This window comes from Paenibacillus agaridevorans (genome assembly GCF_018604145.1).
GTDB classification, from domain to species: Bacteria; Bacillota; Bacilli; order Paenibacillales; family Paenibacillaceae; genus Pristimantibacillus; species Pristimantibacillus agaridevorans.
The window spans coordinates 5,978,750-5,995,104 of record NZ_CP075889.1 but is presented as its reverse complement, the minus strand read 5'-3'; the positions used below and the strand labels follow the sequence as shown (position 1 = coordinate 5,995,104).

Sequence of the window (16,355 nt, the reverse complement as noted above, 5' to 3'; positions counted from 1 at the left end):
ATGGCATTTCAGCGGAAATCCCGACTTGAACTATTATCAGCAGGTTCGGGCAAAGCCGTCGTTTATTTGGAGAAGATGCATTTCGGCTCTTACGTCATAAAATTCTATTGGGAAGGTGAAGTACTCGGGTTATGTACGCTTGAGGCGTGGATTACTCGTAATGGCGAGCTATCCGACCTATTGGCGTTGGCCGAGGAATGGCTTGATACGTACCAGGACGGAGATCCAGAAAAAGCCGTTGCCGATCGATACCATATCGCCAATCCGAATGGCGCTTGGGGCGTACCCGAGCGTAAGGAGTTCTACTTGGGTTAGCGTGATTCAATAGAGGGAGAGTGTTTCCGTTGAAAGAAGTAGTACTATTATTTGCAGGCGTGGTATTTATTATTATATCGTTGTCTTTCGTCATTGCCGTAATTCGGGGCTTGTCTGGAAGAAAAACCGAAAACAGAAATACATACATTGTTATCATATCATTTACATTTTTTTTCAGTGGAATGTACGCTTCTAACCCTTCTTTGCCTGAACTTGAAGAAGCAGTATCCAAAGATTATTCAGTAAGTCTTACTGCTATTGGTTTTGGGGATGAATCCTTCACCAAAGCACTAATGGGGGAGTCCGAGTACGTAATACATAATTTGGGGTGGATAAATATATCAGAGGTATATGTGGGAGATAAGAAGCTTGTATATATAGGTGCTTTTCATAAATACCACCGCTTGCCTTAGAAGGTAATATGGAGAGTGTTTTGAATGTCCGAATTTGTTCAAGTCCCGTTTAATAAATCGATGATATGAATCTGTCTCATCTGACAGTTACATTTCACTGGGCGTCTAACAGAAAGTAATGCGTAGCACGACGATATTGGATAGGCGGTGAACCAGTCAATGGGGAAAGCAAATCGTAGAAGCAGGCACCTTTACCAAGTATGCAGCAGGCGTAGCAGATTAAGGGGAAAGGGTTGTACATTGGTACAAACCCTGTAACTTTCTTAGTTAATTTATAGAGAAAAACGAGGAGATTTGCTTTTTCTTTGTAATTTGGTCTTCGACTATAAAATTGACTAACTCAAACAGTTTATTTACGATTTCCAAATTTGTCGCTGATGTTGCCAAGTTAATATATGCCTGACATACCTCAGGATGAAGACCTTTGGATACTAAGGAGGATAGATCGGCTTCAATATCATTACCGGATTCCCCTAATTCCTTTAACAATTTACTTAAAGAGATTTTTAAAAGAAATATGCAACTTCTGAAAGAATCGTTATACACTGCCCTTGCTTCTTGGTAGTCCGTTAGGGCTGATTTTGGTAAGTCGTTATGTGGTTTTGGGGCCAATGTAGTTCTAGGAAATAACATTGCTCCATCTCCTGACCAGTAAGAAACTTTAAAACAGTGCGAGCAGCGACACGCATGATAATTTCCAGGGTTATTGTATTTTCCTTCTAGAAGGAAAAACACCGTATGCCAAGTTTGATTTGAAAATACTCCACAGTACATGCAATTAAAAGACTTATGCTCCAGCTTTGGGGTAGTTTCCATTGAACTTGATCCACCTTTAATAGTTTTAGATTAACAAGTTTCGACAAGTATATTCCATTTTCCTGCATTCTCTCAATTACGCTGTTCAACTAGCACAGCGAATCAATCAAGGCACTTTTGAATGAATGCTGGAAATTATAGTACTGAATACGGAAGGACACATTGAAGAACTAAGGGTTGCAGTATTAGATTTATTGCGACATAACAAATCATGCCGAAAGGCGCCGGGACGACCGAATCGTCTCAGCGCCAGTGGATACCACAGGAGGGGTAAAGTGTCTAAGCGTTTAAGCAACATGGGCGGCGGACGGTTTGAGTTCGCCCCCGAGCAGTTGGACGCCCGCAAAACGCTCAGAGATGACATATACGCATCCGCCTATGCCGACCTACTCGTTGGGCTGGAGACAGCACTAAGACGAGCTGACGGAGACGTAGTGACGCGAGAAAGCCTGGAAGAGTGGTTGTGTCGAAAGCTAGTGGAGGAGTTAATTAGGCGCAGGGATGCAAGGTAGATCCATATTGCGAAAGAAGGTGGAGCGTTGAATCTAATCGATTTAGAAAAAAGAATATATGAAATGGAACTAACATGCCTTATAGATAGAAGGCATGTTGCACATCTACATGAAGTGGAATGTAGATTTATGAAAGGGATTTACTCAACTTATTATCAAATTAATGTCCTTAGTATATGGACTGGGAATTTTGTTCATTTAGGCGATCAGCACAAAAATGAGTCAGACGCTAGAAGAGGTATAATAGTAGGAATAAGTGAGGAAGGCAGTAAGTTAAGATTAAAAATAGCACTTTCGCCATCTATCTCAGTAACAGAGCTTAGACTTTATTATGAAGAGAAGGTTAAAGCCGAAGAGTTAGCTTCTGAAAATAGAAGGCAAGCCAAAGAAAAAAAACATCAGGAAACGCAATTAGGCGCTTTTAAGATGCAATCTCTTAAATCTAAAACCACACATTGTTTTAGATGCAAGAAAAGGCTTTCGAGGGAAACGCATAATTCTTGTTATACATGTAGATGGGTACGATGCGATTGCGGAGCATGTCTTTGCAATAAGCCATATAAAACCAGTTACAGAGGGTAGTGTAATCCCAGTGGTTTCGTGCGAGCTGCCGTTGAACTGTACTCGGGGCGTCAGCATTATTTTGACTTGATGGGCTGGCTTGGGGAACGCTGGGGACAAAGAGTATAAGCTACTCGTTCAGGCATTAATAAACCGTCGCGATATGTTTTAGGTAGAGTTGTAGATCCATATTGCGAAAGAGAGGAATGAAAAACCGCCTCTGTGATAAGGCGGTCAATTGAACTATCGTCTCCAGATAGCTTAATAATCCGACTGTCCGAGAGCCGAATTGCTAGAAGCGTAAATAGGTGTTATACGATGTCATAGCCCACTTAGAAATCCCTCAAGTATAAACCTAAATTTTATGCCTCTTCATTCTATCTTCAAGTATTTGAATCTCATTATTAGCTTCTTTTATCAAATACTTAAGTGATACTCCTGCAACTAATGAAGAAATCGAAATCATTAAACAAACTAGCATCCAGATTGTTCCTCTTAGATCATTGGTGAAGTTATGCGAAAGAACTTCTGTGAATTGGCTACTCGCAAAGAAAACTACAGTTAGAATGAGAAATAGTATAAAAATACAAAATAAGACATTGGACAGTTTATTGGTTTTTTCGAAAAATATCATGACTTCGCTTCCTTCATAATCTCGCCATGACTTAAATTCGCGTTGTATTTGAAATATCCTACCCGTAAGTTTAATCTTTTTCTCCAGTAATGCTTAGATGTGTCGCAGTACGACGATACGAGGACAAAATGACGAATAACAAACCCCTTCCGCAATTCTCGTCTCATGCCTAAGCAGTCGCTTTCTACGAGCAATACGGCAGGCTAGAGTTTTTCGGTCGTGACGGATTTGGCTACGAATACTGCGTCTACAGCTATCATGTTCGGGATGGACGCAAGCTGTCGTTGAACATTTATGACGACGGTAAGGTCGAGTTAAGAAAGTAGTCTTGTTAATTCGTCGATTAAAATAATAGATTGGAGTAGGATGTTTTTATGGAAAATTATTCTGATAATAGAAGCTCAAGCAGCGTCACCTTTACTTGCTCATGCGGAAAAACACATACGGAGAACTTCACATCAGATGAGTATACTCTCGACGAGCACCAGGTAGCATGCTCATGCGGCAAAGTCTTCGGCGTAGGAAAACCACCGATAGCTTCCGAGTACGACGAATCAGAGATAATGGTAGCTTTCCATTGTAAAGAATGTGGTTCTATGCTCAAGGCTACGTTCCATAAAGATCCCGACGACTTAGAGTACCCAGACATAGATCAGGTTGAATGTGTTACTTGCGATATTTGGTATGAACTAAAGCTTCCCTCGTTGCCTACTTTGATAACTTAATGATAAATAAAACGGGCTGATCGTTTATGCCGCTGCACCTTATAGTCAGATGCGTTTAGAGCGCCAATGACGCCGCTGTCGGCATATACCTCGTCTCTCTGTCCTAATCGTGTACAATCGTCAGGCTTGAGGTTGCCAACGATTTGAACCTCGGGATCGTCAGTGACGGGGATTCTAGCGGCATCCAGGTCTGCTTCGAGCTTTACGATCAGAGCTGCCGTCTTCGTCTTATCGAGATAATACTTCTCGGAGACTACCGGCTCCAATATGTCTCTCAGGCGAGTTGTGACGGTGTTGTTCGTCGGCCAATCGAAGTTGAACACCTTTGCGGCGGCTTCCTGCAGGCGACACTTGGCTTTCGCCACCATGTTATTCCCCTCGATATTCCATGGCTGCTCCTTGCCGTCCAATACGCAGGCAATGAAGATCCGCTCGCGGTTCTGAGGAACGCCGAAGTACTTCGAATTCAATACCTCGAAATCTACCGTATATCCGATCTCATTCAGCGTTGCGATGATGACGTCGAGTGTTCGACCGCCGTCGTGCGACATAAGCCCCTTTACATTCTCCAACGGCCGTTTGTGCTTGGCGATCCGAGCTACTTCGAAGAACAGCGTCCCTCGTGTATCCTCGAAGCCTTTACGTTGACCGGCGACCGAAAACGCTTGGCATGGGAATCCTGCGACTAGCACGTCATGGTCGGGAACATCGACAGCGTCGATCTTGGTGACGTCTCCTGCAGGCTTGTGACCATAGATCAGCTCATACGCTTGGACGGCGTACTTATCGATCTCCGACGCCATGACGCATTCGCCGCCTAGCTCATTCAGAGCCGTGTCGAAGCCGCCAATACCGGCAAATAGCGATACATAGCGGAAGCTCATAGCTCACCGCCCCAATACGCCTTCAACATACGGTCGCATTGCTCGTATAATGATTCCAGGTCGCCGTTGTTCCGCAAGATCCATTCAGGGTCGTCAGTAATCGCCATGTCGTTCTTGTCGTAGAAGTGTGTCACGTTGAGCTGTCCGTCACGTTCCATGAGACGCTTCTTACGGTTGATTTCGTGTGAGATGATCTGTACCGGCACATAACCGAGCCTGTTGACGTAATGGTCGTATTCGTGGGGGAAGTGTCCGTCACGGATGATGACGCCATTGTACGAAGGAGCATGGAAGTGAACCGTTTCCTTGAAGATCAAGTCGTCGGCATAATGGCACCAAAAGTCCCTGCCGAACCAATCTCGGTGCTTCTCGCCTACCTCGATCCCAAGCGCTCGATCCGACTTTGGAACGTAGTCAGGATTGTTGTGGCCGATATAGTTTCGGATGCCATCGGCTAGGGCGATGCTATAGAACTTGTGCTCACGCTCCAAATATTCGGCGACGGTATCTTTGCCGCTGCCCATTGGACCGTATAGAAAAATCGTTAGCAAATGTTGTCCTCCTCGGTGTAATTTCCCTACAGAAGATTTCTCTTGGGTACCGAGGATTGTCCGTCTCAGGACATAGAAAAAGAGCCTCCGAATGGAGGCCCCAAGTTAAAATAACCGCTTACGTCTGTTGTTTCTGATCTTGTACCAGTATCGCCCGTCCTCGTCCCGAAACAGGCGTATACCGAATAGCTTGAGCGGTGTTGGCAACTCAGTAAACATCAGATAACCCGACAATTCCCAACACCTCCCCTAGCTTTAATGCAATTCTATCTCGATCATCGCTGTTGTTGTTGATCTATTTGGTTCTCCGTTATTTCACTAGATTAGTGTTCTCCACCGTGAATACAGAATCGTTCTTCAGCTTGATCGTGATTACGGCTTTAGCGGGTTCTGTGAACGCATATGTGGAGCTTGTCCACCATTCGTTAGCGTCAACCGCTGTGCGCTCTTTGAATGCTGCGCTGAGTTGTCCGTCCTTACCGCCGTACTCGACGTCGTCAGCGGCGAGCTTCGCGATCTGAGCGCCTGTAGCGGTGCGAGTCGCCAGTACGTTTCCTACGGCGTCGATTAGGAATACTTTGATCTCTGTGATATTAGCGTAGTCAATAGCGTTCGTGTTGAGCTTGAATCCTACGTTATACGCCGCTGTCCCGTTGCCGTCAATGTCCGTTGTGAAGCTAAAGTCTTCGGTTGCTACGAAGTCTTCGGGGTTAGGAATTAACACGTTATTGTCGCTTACCACGACCTCGCCGTCAGTCAATACTAGGATCGGAGTCGCTACAGCGTTCGCCGTTCCTGTATAGTGGAAACCGCTGAGTATGTTACGTTGGATCGAACCATACGCTCCATTGTAGAATACGATGCCGTTTTGGGCGTTATGTGGGTGTGCTTCGAAGCCTGTTATCATGTTATCATTGACAGCTCCCTCGATGTTACCGTTAAAGAATACCCCGTTTTTTTGGAACTCCCTAATGTTGGAGTTTTCTATAATTACTGTCGAATCTCGCAGGTCCGCATTAGCCGCGTACACGCCGTAACCGTTCTGTATACCGAGATGATTCGGATCGGGGTCAATCATGCCCTTAATCGTAACGTTGATTAGGCGTACATGCTCCGCGCTTTGGACGCCGACCCCGGTAATAACTTCGGGGTGGTTCACGTCTTCGGAATGTGCCCCGTCAATGGTAATGCCCCTTATGATAGCACCTGCGCCCGGTGCGACATAAATCAATGGACGAATAGAAGCTCCGTTATGATTAACAAACCCTTCAATCGGCGCGACCGCAGTCTCAGGTGCTTTGATGATGGCTGCGTCACCCTCGCCTTTTATGCTTACGTGACCATCGATTATGAACTGACCAGTATATTCTCCGTCTGCTAAAATAATATCAAAGTTATCACCCTCTGCTAACAAGGCGGTTAACTCCTCAGCGTTGGTTGCGTATGCCGCCGTTCTTAAGTGGGTTGGAGGGCTTACGTTCGATACGTTACCTGCCGCATCACGCGCTTTGATAGTGATCTTGTAGTACGTTGATGGGGCCAGGCCTGTAAGATTGTACTCTGTGCCAGATACAGTCGCGATCTTTTCATCGTCTTTATACACCTCGTAGCCCGTCACGCCTACATTATCCGTAGAGGGCAGCCATCTTACGATAACCGAGTTATAACCAGGATTAAAGCTTTCAAATTGCGGAACGCTAGGGGCTGTCGTGTCAGACGCAGGAGGGATATATCCACCGCCACCACCGCCCGTAACTGGCGGCGTAGGAGTCGGCGTAGGCTCAGGCGTCTCCGTCGGTTCAGTAGGCTCAGAAGTAATCTCTTCGTATACCTTGATCACGTTGACCATCATGACCGCCGCTTGCTCACGATTAGCCGTTCCCTGCGGATTAAACAATCCGTCCGGATTTCCGCTAATGAGTCCGAGCTTCTTAGCCGTAGCAACGTAAGCCGCCGCCCAATCGGAAATGCTGTCGGAATCCGTAAAGTCGAGCGCGCTTGCGTCTTCCAATTCGATATCCGATTGCGCTTGTAGAGCACGTACCATCATTACTATGGCCGCTTCACGAGTCAACGGAGCGTTCGGATCGAATGTGCCGTTACCATTACCTATAATGATGCCTGCGTTTAATGCCGCCTCTATGTAAGGTAGCGCCCATCCTTCGACGTCGGTGAAATCTGTCTCAACGTCCTCGATCGGCAATTCTAGCGCACGAACGATTAGAGTAACGAATTGTGCGCGAGTGAGCTGACCTTTCGGGTCGAACGTATCAGCGTCAATACCTTTGATGATGCCCTTCTCGACAAGCTCAATGATTTGTTTCTTTGCGAATGATCCTTCAATATCAGTGAAGCCATGGTCGGCTGCGAATGCGCCTGTCGTTGCAATAGTGGATGCGATAAGTCCTGCGAGTGTTAGTGTAGCTAGTGGTTTTTTCATTAGTCGGTTTCTCTCCCTAATTATAATAATCACGTTTCGTGATTCTCTGAGACAAAAAAAATATAGTCGACCGTTCTTCCAAAATAGTTTGCGATCCTGGCTTGTATGTGCCGGCGAGGAAATCGCTTGCCTAATTCATACATCGCATAAGTACTCTTGGATACTCCGAGCGCTTGAGCGACCTCTGCTTGTGTCTGTTTTAGGCCAGCCCGTAAAGCAACTAGCCTGTTGTTGGCCATTCTATCACTCCCTACGATGTTCACGTTTCGTGATTCCCTTTACATCCCTATATTACATGTTAAGGCAAATACTGTCAATGAAAAATAATCACTTTTCGTGAACATTATAGATCAATCACGTTTTGTGAACTATAGTGAGTATGGAGTTGATGAAAATGACCTTTGACAACCGCCGTATCGCCTGGTGCGATAAAAACGTCCTCGGTCGCTACTAGGTCGAAACCTGCGGCTAGATTCGATGCATACGACGGTATGACGGCATCTTCGTGTAGTTTTCTGATCCGCTCTTCCATTACGGCTTAATCACATTGCCTTTGGAGTCCTCGAAATTACCAACGGCAATTAGGATAATGTCGATCAACGCCCATACACCAAGACCGCCGAGCGTCACGAGCTGTAGAACGCCCGTCACGTATTTGCCGACGTAAAAAAGGTGTACGCCGAATGTTCCCAACAGGAACGCGAGTACTAGGGCAGCTACGAATGATTTATCGCTTTTGAATGTCATCAAGTCTATCTTCCTTTCGTTATCTATCTGATGGGACATGCTCCACCTTCACACGAATCAGCGCCGTCAAGGTCGCTAGTACCATCCACCTCGAAGTACTCAAGAATCGACGTATCGAACGGCTTCATCGCCTTCGCCATCTCTTCGTACTGTTCTCTGGTGATCGCTTCATACGGTGCGAGCTGATACGAACCGCCATCCAACGCCAAGAAGGATACTGCGGTGAAATCTTCCCATCCCTCATAAACTATCTCTTCGACTTCCGACCACTCGTCCGGTCTGACGGTAATCGTGTTCGAGGAATTGTGCTCGGTGTAGTTCGCTTGGAAAATGAAGTACGTCTCAAGCTGCCGAGCCGCCGAAACGTCATCCTTCGTTTCCGATGCGCCACTGGCGACAGGGAAATCGATAACAAACGTCCGAGCGTTAGCAAGCTGCTCCTCGCGATTCGCGCCTGGTGTCCCTACTTCGGGATTGATGTTCCAACCGAGGAACTGAACCGCCTTCGCCAGCGGATCGGCAGCGTTAATACGGATGCGACGGATATAGTACGGAGAATGCGACCAATGCAATCCCGACGATACACCGCCTGCCACTTGAGAGATCGTCCCCTCGGGCTTAACCGTTGTAACGAGTAATGGACTATTTACACGCAGCCCCTTCGCCACATCGTCAGCTTCATTTCTAGCGGCATTCCCTAGCACCGACATAAGCCGGCTCTCTTCTTCTTCATTGAAGCCAAGCATCGCCAAAGCGTCCTTCCACCCCGTTACCGAAGTCCCTAGCAGGCGGTCACGTTGTTGAATGGCGTCCCAATGCGGCAATTCCAACGTCGCCAACGTCATGCGAAGTCCAGCTCGCGCCGAACGTCGTTGCGCATTGACTAGTCCCAATACATCGAGAACATATCTGCCACGCACCTCGTCGTATTTGACGAACTGCACGATATTGACCGTCGTCAAGTTTGCAGACGCCATACGAATCCAACAGTATCTCGGCGCAAGGATTAAGACCCTCCGCGTTTGGACGGCGACGACGTGCTTCTTCGAGATTGACGAAGCCAGGTTCGCCTTCCGCTTGCATCATCTCGAATACGAGATTCAAGAATTCTCTTGATGGCTGCTTCTCGAAAGCTATAGAATTGTTCGACATGCGACGGTGATGGAGTGGCCGAGCATTGGCGTCAAGCAGCGGCAGATTCCCTAAGAACGTTGCCTGCGCCTCAAGACCGATCTTCTTCGTCAGGGCGATTACTTTGCGGTGCTGAACCTCGTTCCAAATACCGTTGATGCCGTACTTGGCGAACATGGACTCATAGTCGTCGGCATCAAATAGGAAAATTTCAGCGGTACGACGAACACCGCCGACCACAACGTTATTCCCTACCAGATTGCCGATATCAAGAATATGGATTGGGCGCACCTTGCTGTAAGTCGTGTTGTAGACGGCTTCCAACGGCTCAAGGCTCAGGTCGATTTGGTTTTTCAGCACCTTGTCGATACCATCGAACATCTCCTGCAGAGGCGTATGACCCGACGCAGTACCGCCGAACGTTTTCAGACGTTCACCGAGCGGACGGACGGAATTATAAGAAATTTTGACTGTATGAATATTCTCGAACCGCTCTTGTGTCAGAAGCACGAAATACGTTCGTAACGCCTGCACCCAACCCTCTTTCGAATCTCCGACATAGATTTTGGCGAAGCCATTATCCAGCAGACGCAACTCCGTACTCTGCAACCGTTGATGCTTCTCGACCGGCTTATAGTCGGAATGAAGTAATGTCGTGTTGGTGCAGATCGGCGACAGATTAGCAATGTTCGCTTTTGTCGCTTTGAATCCTACGCCAGTACCGACGAGGAGCAAATAGAACAGATCGCCCAAGTCTTCCCACGAGCGAACGTCGATAAATGAGCAGTTGAAGTTAGCGAGCGGATACTTGTCGGCCACGCCGTTCTCTGCGCCACCGACCCATAACGTCCGTCCAGACAAAAATTGTTTTAGATCGAACATCGAGTCGAACAGTTCTTGCGCTTCCTTGCGAAGACGGCCGTAGTCGACGGGATATCCGATTTTCTCGATGTGCTTGCGCTCCAAGCCAACGTTATATTCGACCGAACGGCGAACCGTTTCTTTCCACGTTTCCCGACGCTTCTTATCAAGGAGGTAACGGCTATACGTGCGGTAATATTCTGCGTGAATGTCGATCTCGCCGTACCTGGTACGCTCAGATAGGTATTGCTCCACGCACTCCTCGTGTAATAATTCCTCTTCATCGAATAAGGCAACGTCATCGCCTGCGAAGATGTATTCCTTGCATTGCACGCACTCGTCGACCACTAGCCGCCGCTTCTCCGTACGTTGCAATACGTCGGAGGGAAGTTCTACTTTGAGATAGGTCCTGATGAAGAACACTTTGGGATTTATATGGAATTATTTTTCCAACACTCTGGCGAGTGGGTCTGTAAGTCATGGAGAAGTGATAAGCTACATTTGTCGCTCCTACTTCTTGATAATAGAACTAAGCTAAAGAGGGAAAAAAGAATTGAATATGAAGCAACTAATCCTCTCGAAGAATAAAATGATAAGGATGTTGGAGCAATGACGAAGTGGATCATAATTGGAGGAGTAATTGTCGCTATAGCAACAGGAGGTCTCGTATGCAACGCATTAAAATCTTCGAAAAAAAGGCAATTTCGCTGGAAGGGTTAATTGAGCATTACTCAGCAAGTACTGATAGAACTATTGTTGAAGAGCTTTCTAAGGGCAATATGACATATGTTTCTGGCCAAACTTCTTTCCAACTCATTGAGGAAAGATGAAAAACTCATCACTAATGTTATTCAACGTAAAAATGAGCTTCATTACGAGAATGCAATGGTAAATCAGTTATTGATAAGCAGTCAACAACCCGGAAAAAACTTTCGGTAGAGCTCTTAAATTCTAATCAGAAACAGCATTATGTTACGCAATGCTTCTATACGAATTTGAGGACTTTTATGGCTTCCTGGAACAGTTCTTTGATATTAAAACTATTGGAATATCTAGTGTTCCACAGATGTAAGCAAAGAAGAGTTGAGTTGTCTTGAAAGCAGTGTTAATTATTGAGTGGATTATAATTGGACTGATTGCCGGAGTCGCGCTTAGTGCGTTCTGGGAAAATGTAAAAAGCTGGGTCAATACCATTAAGTACAAAATTAAGTCCTGGTCGCGCATGTGTATAAGGAAATATAGTAGTCATCAGCAAATCATTACTATTGAAAGCGAAACAAGAATTGTTCCAGAGAGCGAGGTGCCTGAAGAAATTCGTGCAAGGACTTATCAAGATGTTGATATTACTCAGAAGGCCAAACAATTAGGGGTATTGTCTCAATGATGAAGATTTTAAGCAAGTAGCTGAGGTCTTTGGGCTGAAATATCTGAATCCTGTTCAAGATCAAGAAGTGCCTCGACATTACTTGAATACGCGATAATATTTCGCAAATCGCATTAATTTATGCCGGATATTGATCAGATATCCTGTCCGAAACGTGTAGATACGATGTAGTCAAACGCTTTAACAAGAACTAAACATGGTTAAAACAGAACGGGATTACGTAACGGTCGGAATCCCTGGAAACCATATTGGATAAGGCTTCCCGTGATTCAATAATGTAACGCAAAACGTAGTGAAAAGTGCAGGACAGGGGATTCAAATCCCCTCGCCTCCACCATGAAAACCCAGTCCGCGTGAGGACTGGGTTTTTCTGTGGGCGGAAATTGTAGACGGATTGTAGACGCAAAAATTATGATACGAGTTTTGACAAGAATCTGTAGACATTATATCTACATTTTTTTAATACAGATATAGTTGGGCATGAGCAAAGTTGCGATAGCGCGGTCGGAACAAATAGATGAGAGTACGGTGCGCAAATCCATTGAGCGTGGACTTAAGCAGTTGGCACGGTTGTTAAAATCGGAGTAGATGAAATCAGTGAAACGCCAATCAAATAGGCTATGAACAAATGCGCGGCGAATGACTGCTAACCGCGAACGCTTCAAAGAGCGCAGGCAGCTGCGCGATTAAATCTACGGGTTATTAAAATGGTCGTAAAAGCAGCCGCTTTGCTTGTCAAAGGAATGGCAGCACTTTAGTAGCACTGTTATTGTATTGATGTGCTTTGTAATGGCCATAGTTGCTGTCATTTCCTCTCCCTTCAGTATCTTGGTGAAAGTACGGATGCCGATGTAAAGCCGCTTTCCCGAATCGTTCAAGAGCTAGATACTGAATTTGCCGAACGACCGGAAGAAATACAGCAATCCGCCGGTCATGTAGACCGGGTGGATATTCAATACCCCGGCAGCGCGGACAACACTCGAATGGATAATTGGGCGGAAAATGGTTTTATTGGAGGGGCATTTTGATGAATATTATAGTCCTCTTTCCAATCTTTCCCTCCAGTCCAGCCATAACCTACACATATATAATCCCTTCCGACCATGCCGGGGTCTTTCCGACAATATGCGCCATATTTTTACGGACAAGCTTGTTATTTCCTGATGTTCATCCAGATGTCAGGATCGCTCTTGTTGTTCGTCGCTGCAAAACTGCCCAGCCCGATATTGGCAAAGAGGGATATGTCGGTTATCGCAGCATCGATATATACCTGGTTCGGTGCGACTCGGAAGACAGAGGCATCTACTTTTAATGTGCCACCATATTGGGCAATCCGGGCTGCAATACCAGGGTTTGGATTATCGAGGTATTGCTGTAAAGTAATGTTACCCGTCCCGTTGAACTCCGATCCGATTCCCGTGGATGCCCAGGTGTTGGTGTTAAAAAATTTGGCATTTCCGGAGAACGCAGGGGAAGCATAGATGTATCTTTTGCCGCCGGCCCCTATCACAACAAGCTGTGTGTTGATAAAGTTGATCCCTGTTCCCGTACCTAACAGCTCAATGGCATGTTCAGCATTGTCTGTTCCATGGCCGTGGGCAATAATATTGGAGGAATTGCCACTGATCCGCACACCGTAGCCGATTCCGAATGTGAATGTGTTAAACAGATTCACATTCGAAGTGTTGTTTATGTTGATACCTGTGGCCAGCGAGGAAGGGGTATCCAGCCACCAGTCCGATTTAGGCGCATTGGCCTCACGGGTCATATCCTGCCAGTCGCCCACTGTATTCATAATATTCTCGATATAACCGGTACCGGTAATGCCGCTCAAGTCAATGAATGTATTTAGGCCCATTCCGCGAGCGTAATTAATGTAATAATTACCCTGAGTCATTTTGATAGCCGTATAGGCATTCGGCATCGTTACATCTATCACGTAGTTGCCAGTGCTATTCCCTTGAATGGTTGCAGGATAGCTACTAGGCGTCAAATAATTCTGATTGGGATAGAAGATGCTCAACCCCCGAACACCTGCATTCAGAGCCAGGGAAATAAAGGGGGTGCCTGACGCGTTGCCCTGATGTTCGTACGCAACCAGTACACTTCCTCGCGGCGATGTTCCATAATGCCGGGGGCCGTCGTTGACGCCTCGGAGTTCCACATTGTTACCAATGCTTAAGTGGTTGCTGATCTTATAGCGTCCGGCTGGCACGTAGACTGTTCCGCCGCCAGCTGTCTCGGCGGCATTGATCGCAGCCTGAAAAGCTGCCGTGTCATTCGTGATTCCATCGCCCGTCGCTCCATAAGCGGACGATTTTACATTAAACAAATTATTGGATGACGGTTTGCGAAAGGCAGTTCGTGACGGATCAGCTGTCGGCATTTGTGGTGCGAATGATAATCCGAAGGCTGGATCTGTATTAATTTTGCTATCCCCGGTGCTGGAATTGGAAATATCGGGTGTGTTGCTATAATAGGTATTCCCTACCATGGTGGCGGAGCTGACATCCGCTCCCAATAGAACATCAGGTTTGTTGGCCAGAAATTGGGACGATTCCACGATCAGCGTGCCGTCGGCAGCTTCGATGGCACGGTGGCCGGTTCCCCAACTGGTGAAGGAGCTGTGCACGAAGCTCAATACGCCGGCATGATCGGGATTCTCGGTTGTATTCGGATCATTCGGAACATCGTCCATTTTGACAGGGATGCCGTCTGGCGAGCCGATGCTGGTATTATTGAAAGTTACAGTGAGATCAGAAGTGAATGTGCCGGGTGCATATACAGAAATGCCATCACTGCCGTTCGTATTGAGGGTGCTGTTGCTGACCATAATGCCCAAACGGGACGGTTTAGTTAATTGGATACCGATTTTTCCACCTTCCGTATGCAGCTTTTGAATTTGTCCTGTGTATGCACCATAACTACTGGATTCGATGAGCAGGGCAATATTGTACCCTTCAAGATAAACGTCGTACATATAGCCCCAATCGTTCCTTTTCTGCGTGATGCCAATCGTATTCGTCCGTGTATAAGCTTTGATGGCGGATTCGGACGGGGGAGTGCCAAGACCGCTGTTCGCCCAGTGCTTGGGGCGGAAGGAGATGGCTTCTAAGCGGAGGATGTCTCCAATTCGGTCAACGTTGATCCCTTGTTTGAGAATGGTTCCGTATATATTTTTGATATAACCGCTGGAAGCCAAATACAGATCGAACCCTTGATAAGAATTGTACAAAGTAATATTCTTGAGCGTTGGTCCCATATAGGTGCTGTGGTCGGTGGCGATGGTAAAAGGAAAAGCGTGAACATTGTTGATATCGTTCTGCTCAGGATACCAGATGCTTAAGTCTCTGACGGTCGAAGCGTCTCTCGTGGAAATAAAAGGTGTGCCTGAAGGATTGTCTTTATTCTCATAGGGCTGAAGAATCGTTCCAAGACCCGATCCGCCATCTTCGGGGCTCTTCCAATCTCCGCGAAGTGTAACATTAGTTGGAACGGACAGGTGGCCGCGGAATGTATATTTGCCAGCCGGAGCGAATACGACGGCACCGCCCTGTGCCCCTGCCATATCCAGCGCATACTGGAATGCTGCAGTGTCATCTGTGGCATCATTCGGTGTCGCACCAAAATCGATTACATTGTAACTGGCAATTGGGATATCCTCTGTACTCAGCGAAGTGGTCATTACCGTCGGGTTTGGGGCAGGAGGATCTGTCAAAATGGTCATTTGCGATAATTGAGGACTCCAAATATTGGAATCATTTAAAAATTCAACTTTGAGATAATGGGCTCCAGCTGGTACGGAAGCGGAAGGTTTGAACAAAGTACGATAAAAGCCGGAAGATGTCGCTACTGGCGTATCGTGTTCAGCAGCGAGGGAGGTCCATATGATGCCATCTGGAGAGGTGAAGAACCGGATGTTGCCTGTGATACTGCTGAGATAATACACTTTGGCTGTGAAAGCAGCAATATTACTGTAGTGATAGACGATATTCTCGACAGTATTCGTTGTTCGGGTCGCCCTCGAAGCGTCCCCCTCGAAATACAGTGCTGAGCTTACCGTATCGAGCCGCCAATTCGCAGAGTGGGAATAAGATTTTGTCCAATCATCCAAGTCATCTGTAACGGTAACAATACCTCCAGCCGCATGGATTGTTCCACCTGGCAACACCAATCTACCCAGTAGAGAGATTAACAATGCAAAACAGAGTAAAGAGAGCAAATACATGTTGTTGTTTCGAGTCATCATAACAAATCCTTTCCTCAGTAGAATAAAAGACAGCGCTTTCAATACGCTTCGTTATCATTATACTTCCGCCCTGTGAAATGTCAACGTATTTCGATAAACAAATTTCGTTTTATCCAGAAACTAATTTAAATA

At 46.4% G+C, this 16,355-nt stretch carries 13 protein-coding genes and 1 pseudogene; 6 read left to right on the top strand and 8 right to left on the bottom strand.

The window, feature by feature from the left end:
* Both KJW29_RS23920 and KJW29_RS23915 read left to right on the top strand, forming a co-directional pair.
* Entirely contained in the window at positions 1-315 is a 315-nt protein-coding gene (locus tag KJW29_RS23920) for a hypothetical protein (protein WP_214626523.1), read from the top strand.
* A gap of 29 nt (positions 316-344) precedes the next feature.
* A complete protein-coding gene (locus tag KJW29_RS23915; protein ID WP_214626522.1) occupies positions 345-728 on the top strand; it encodes a hypothetical protein in 384 nt (127 codons plus the stop codon).
* 267 nt (positions 729-995) lie between these two features.
* Here the strand turns inward: KJW29_RS23915 and KJW29_RS23910 are convergent, their stop codons facing one another.
* Positions 996-1,544 (bottom strand): hypothetical protein, encoded by a 549-nt coding sequence (locus tag KJW29_RS23910; RefSeq protein ID WP_214626521.1) that lies wholly within the window; start codon positions 1,542-1,544, stop codon positions 996-998.
* Positions 1,545-1,819: 275 nt separating this feature from the next.
* On the opposite strand from KJW29_RS23910, the gene KJW29_RS23905 reads away from it, so the two are divergent.
* Both KJW29_RS23905 and KJW29_RS23900 read left to right on the top strand, forming a co-directional pair.
* Positions 1,820-2,056 (top strand): hypothetical protein, encoded by a 237-nt coding sequence (locus tag KJW29_RS23905; protein WP_214626520.1) that lies wholly within the window; start codon positions 1,820-1,822, stop codon positions 2,054-2,056.
* Between the two features lie 27 nt (positions 2,057-2,083).
* Complete coding sequence (locus KJW29_RS23900) at positions 2,084-2,638, top strand: hypothetical protein (protein WP_214626519.1); 555 nt, start codon at positions 2,084-2,086, stop codon at positions 2,636-2,638.
* Positions 2,639-3,972: 1,334 nt separating this feature from the next.
* On the opposite strand, the gene dcm is transcribed toward KJW29_RS23900, so the two are convergent.
* From dcm to nrdJ, 6 genes and pseudogenes are all read right to left on the bottom strand, one after another.
* Positions 3,973-4,860: a DNA (cytosine-5-)-methyltransferase gene (gene dcm, locus KJW29_RS23895; protein ID WP_214626518.1), complete on the bottom strand. Its 888-nt coding sequence runs from the start codon at positions 4,858-4,860 to the stop codon at positions 3,973-3,975.
* Entirely contained in the window at positions 4,857-5,411 is a 555-nt protein-coding gene (locus KJW29_RS23890; RefSeq protein ID WP_214626517.1) for an AAA family ATPase, read from the bottom strand. The genes dcm and KJW29_RS23890 overlap by 4 nt, the downstream gene beginning before the upstream one ends.
* A gap of 310 nt (positions 5,412-5,721) precedes the next feature.
* On the bottom strand, positions 5,722-7,851 hold the full coding sequence (locus KJW29_RS23885; protein WP_214626516.1) for an S-layer homology domain-containing protein: 2,130 nt from the start codon (positions 7,849-7,851) through the stop codon (positions 5,722-5,724).
* A 29-nt stretch (positions 7,852-7,880) separates the two neighbouring features.
* Positions 7,881-8,090 (bottom strand): helix-turn-helix transcriptional regulator, encoded by a 210-nt coding sequence (locus tag KJW29_RS23880; protein WP_214626515.1) that lies wholly within the window; start codon positions 8,088-8,090, stop codon positions 7,881-7,883.
* 292 nt (positions 8,091-8,382) lie between these two features.
* Positions 8,383-8,598: a TM2 domain-containing protein gene (locus tag KJW29_RS23875; RefSeq protein WP_214626514.1), complete on the bottom strand. Its 216-nt coding sequence runs from the start codon at positions 8,596-8,598 to the stop codon at positions 8,383-8,385.
* Between the two features lie 23 nt (positions 8,599-8,621).
* A pseudogene (gene nrdJ, locus KJW29_RS23870) lies at positions 8,622-10,845 on the bottom strand (ribonucleoside-triphosphate reductase, adenosylcobalamin-dependent).
* A 413-nt stretch (positions 10,846-11,258) separates the two neighbouring features.
* Between nrdJ and KJW29_RS23865 the strand changes: the two are divergent.
* Together KJW29_RS23865 and KJW29_RS23860 are read left to right on the top strand one after the other, a co-directional pair.
* Complete coding sequence (locus KJW29_RS23865; RefSeq protein WP_214626513.1) at positions 11,259-11,420, top strand: hypothetical protein; 162 nt, start codon at positions 11,259-11,261, stop codon at positions 11,418-11,420.
* A 263-nt stretch (positions 11,421-11,683) separates the two neighbouring features.
* Entirely contained in the window at positions 11,684-11,974 is a 291-nt protein-coding gene (locus KJW29_RS23860; RefSeq protein ID WP_214626512.1) for a hypothetical protein, read from the top strand.
* A gap of 1,153 nt (positions 11,975-13,127) precedes the next feature.
* On the opposite strand, the gene KJW29_RS23855 is transcribed toward KJW29_RS23860, so the two are convergent.
* Positions 13,128-16,223, bottom strand: a complete 3,096-nt coding sequence (locus tag KJW29_RS23855) for a glycoside hydrolase family 55 protein (protein ID WP_214626511.1) — start codon at positions 16,221-16,223, stop codon at positions 13,128-13,130.
* Positions 16,224-16,355: the final 132 nt, after the last annotated feature.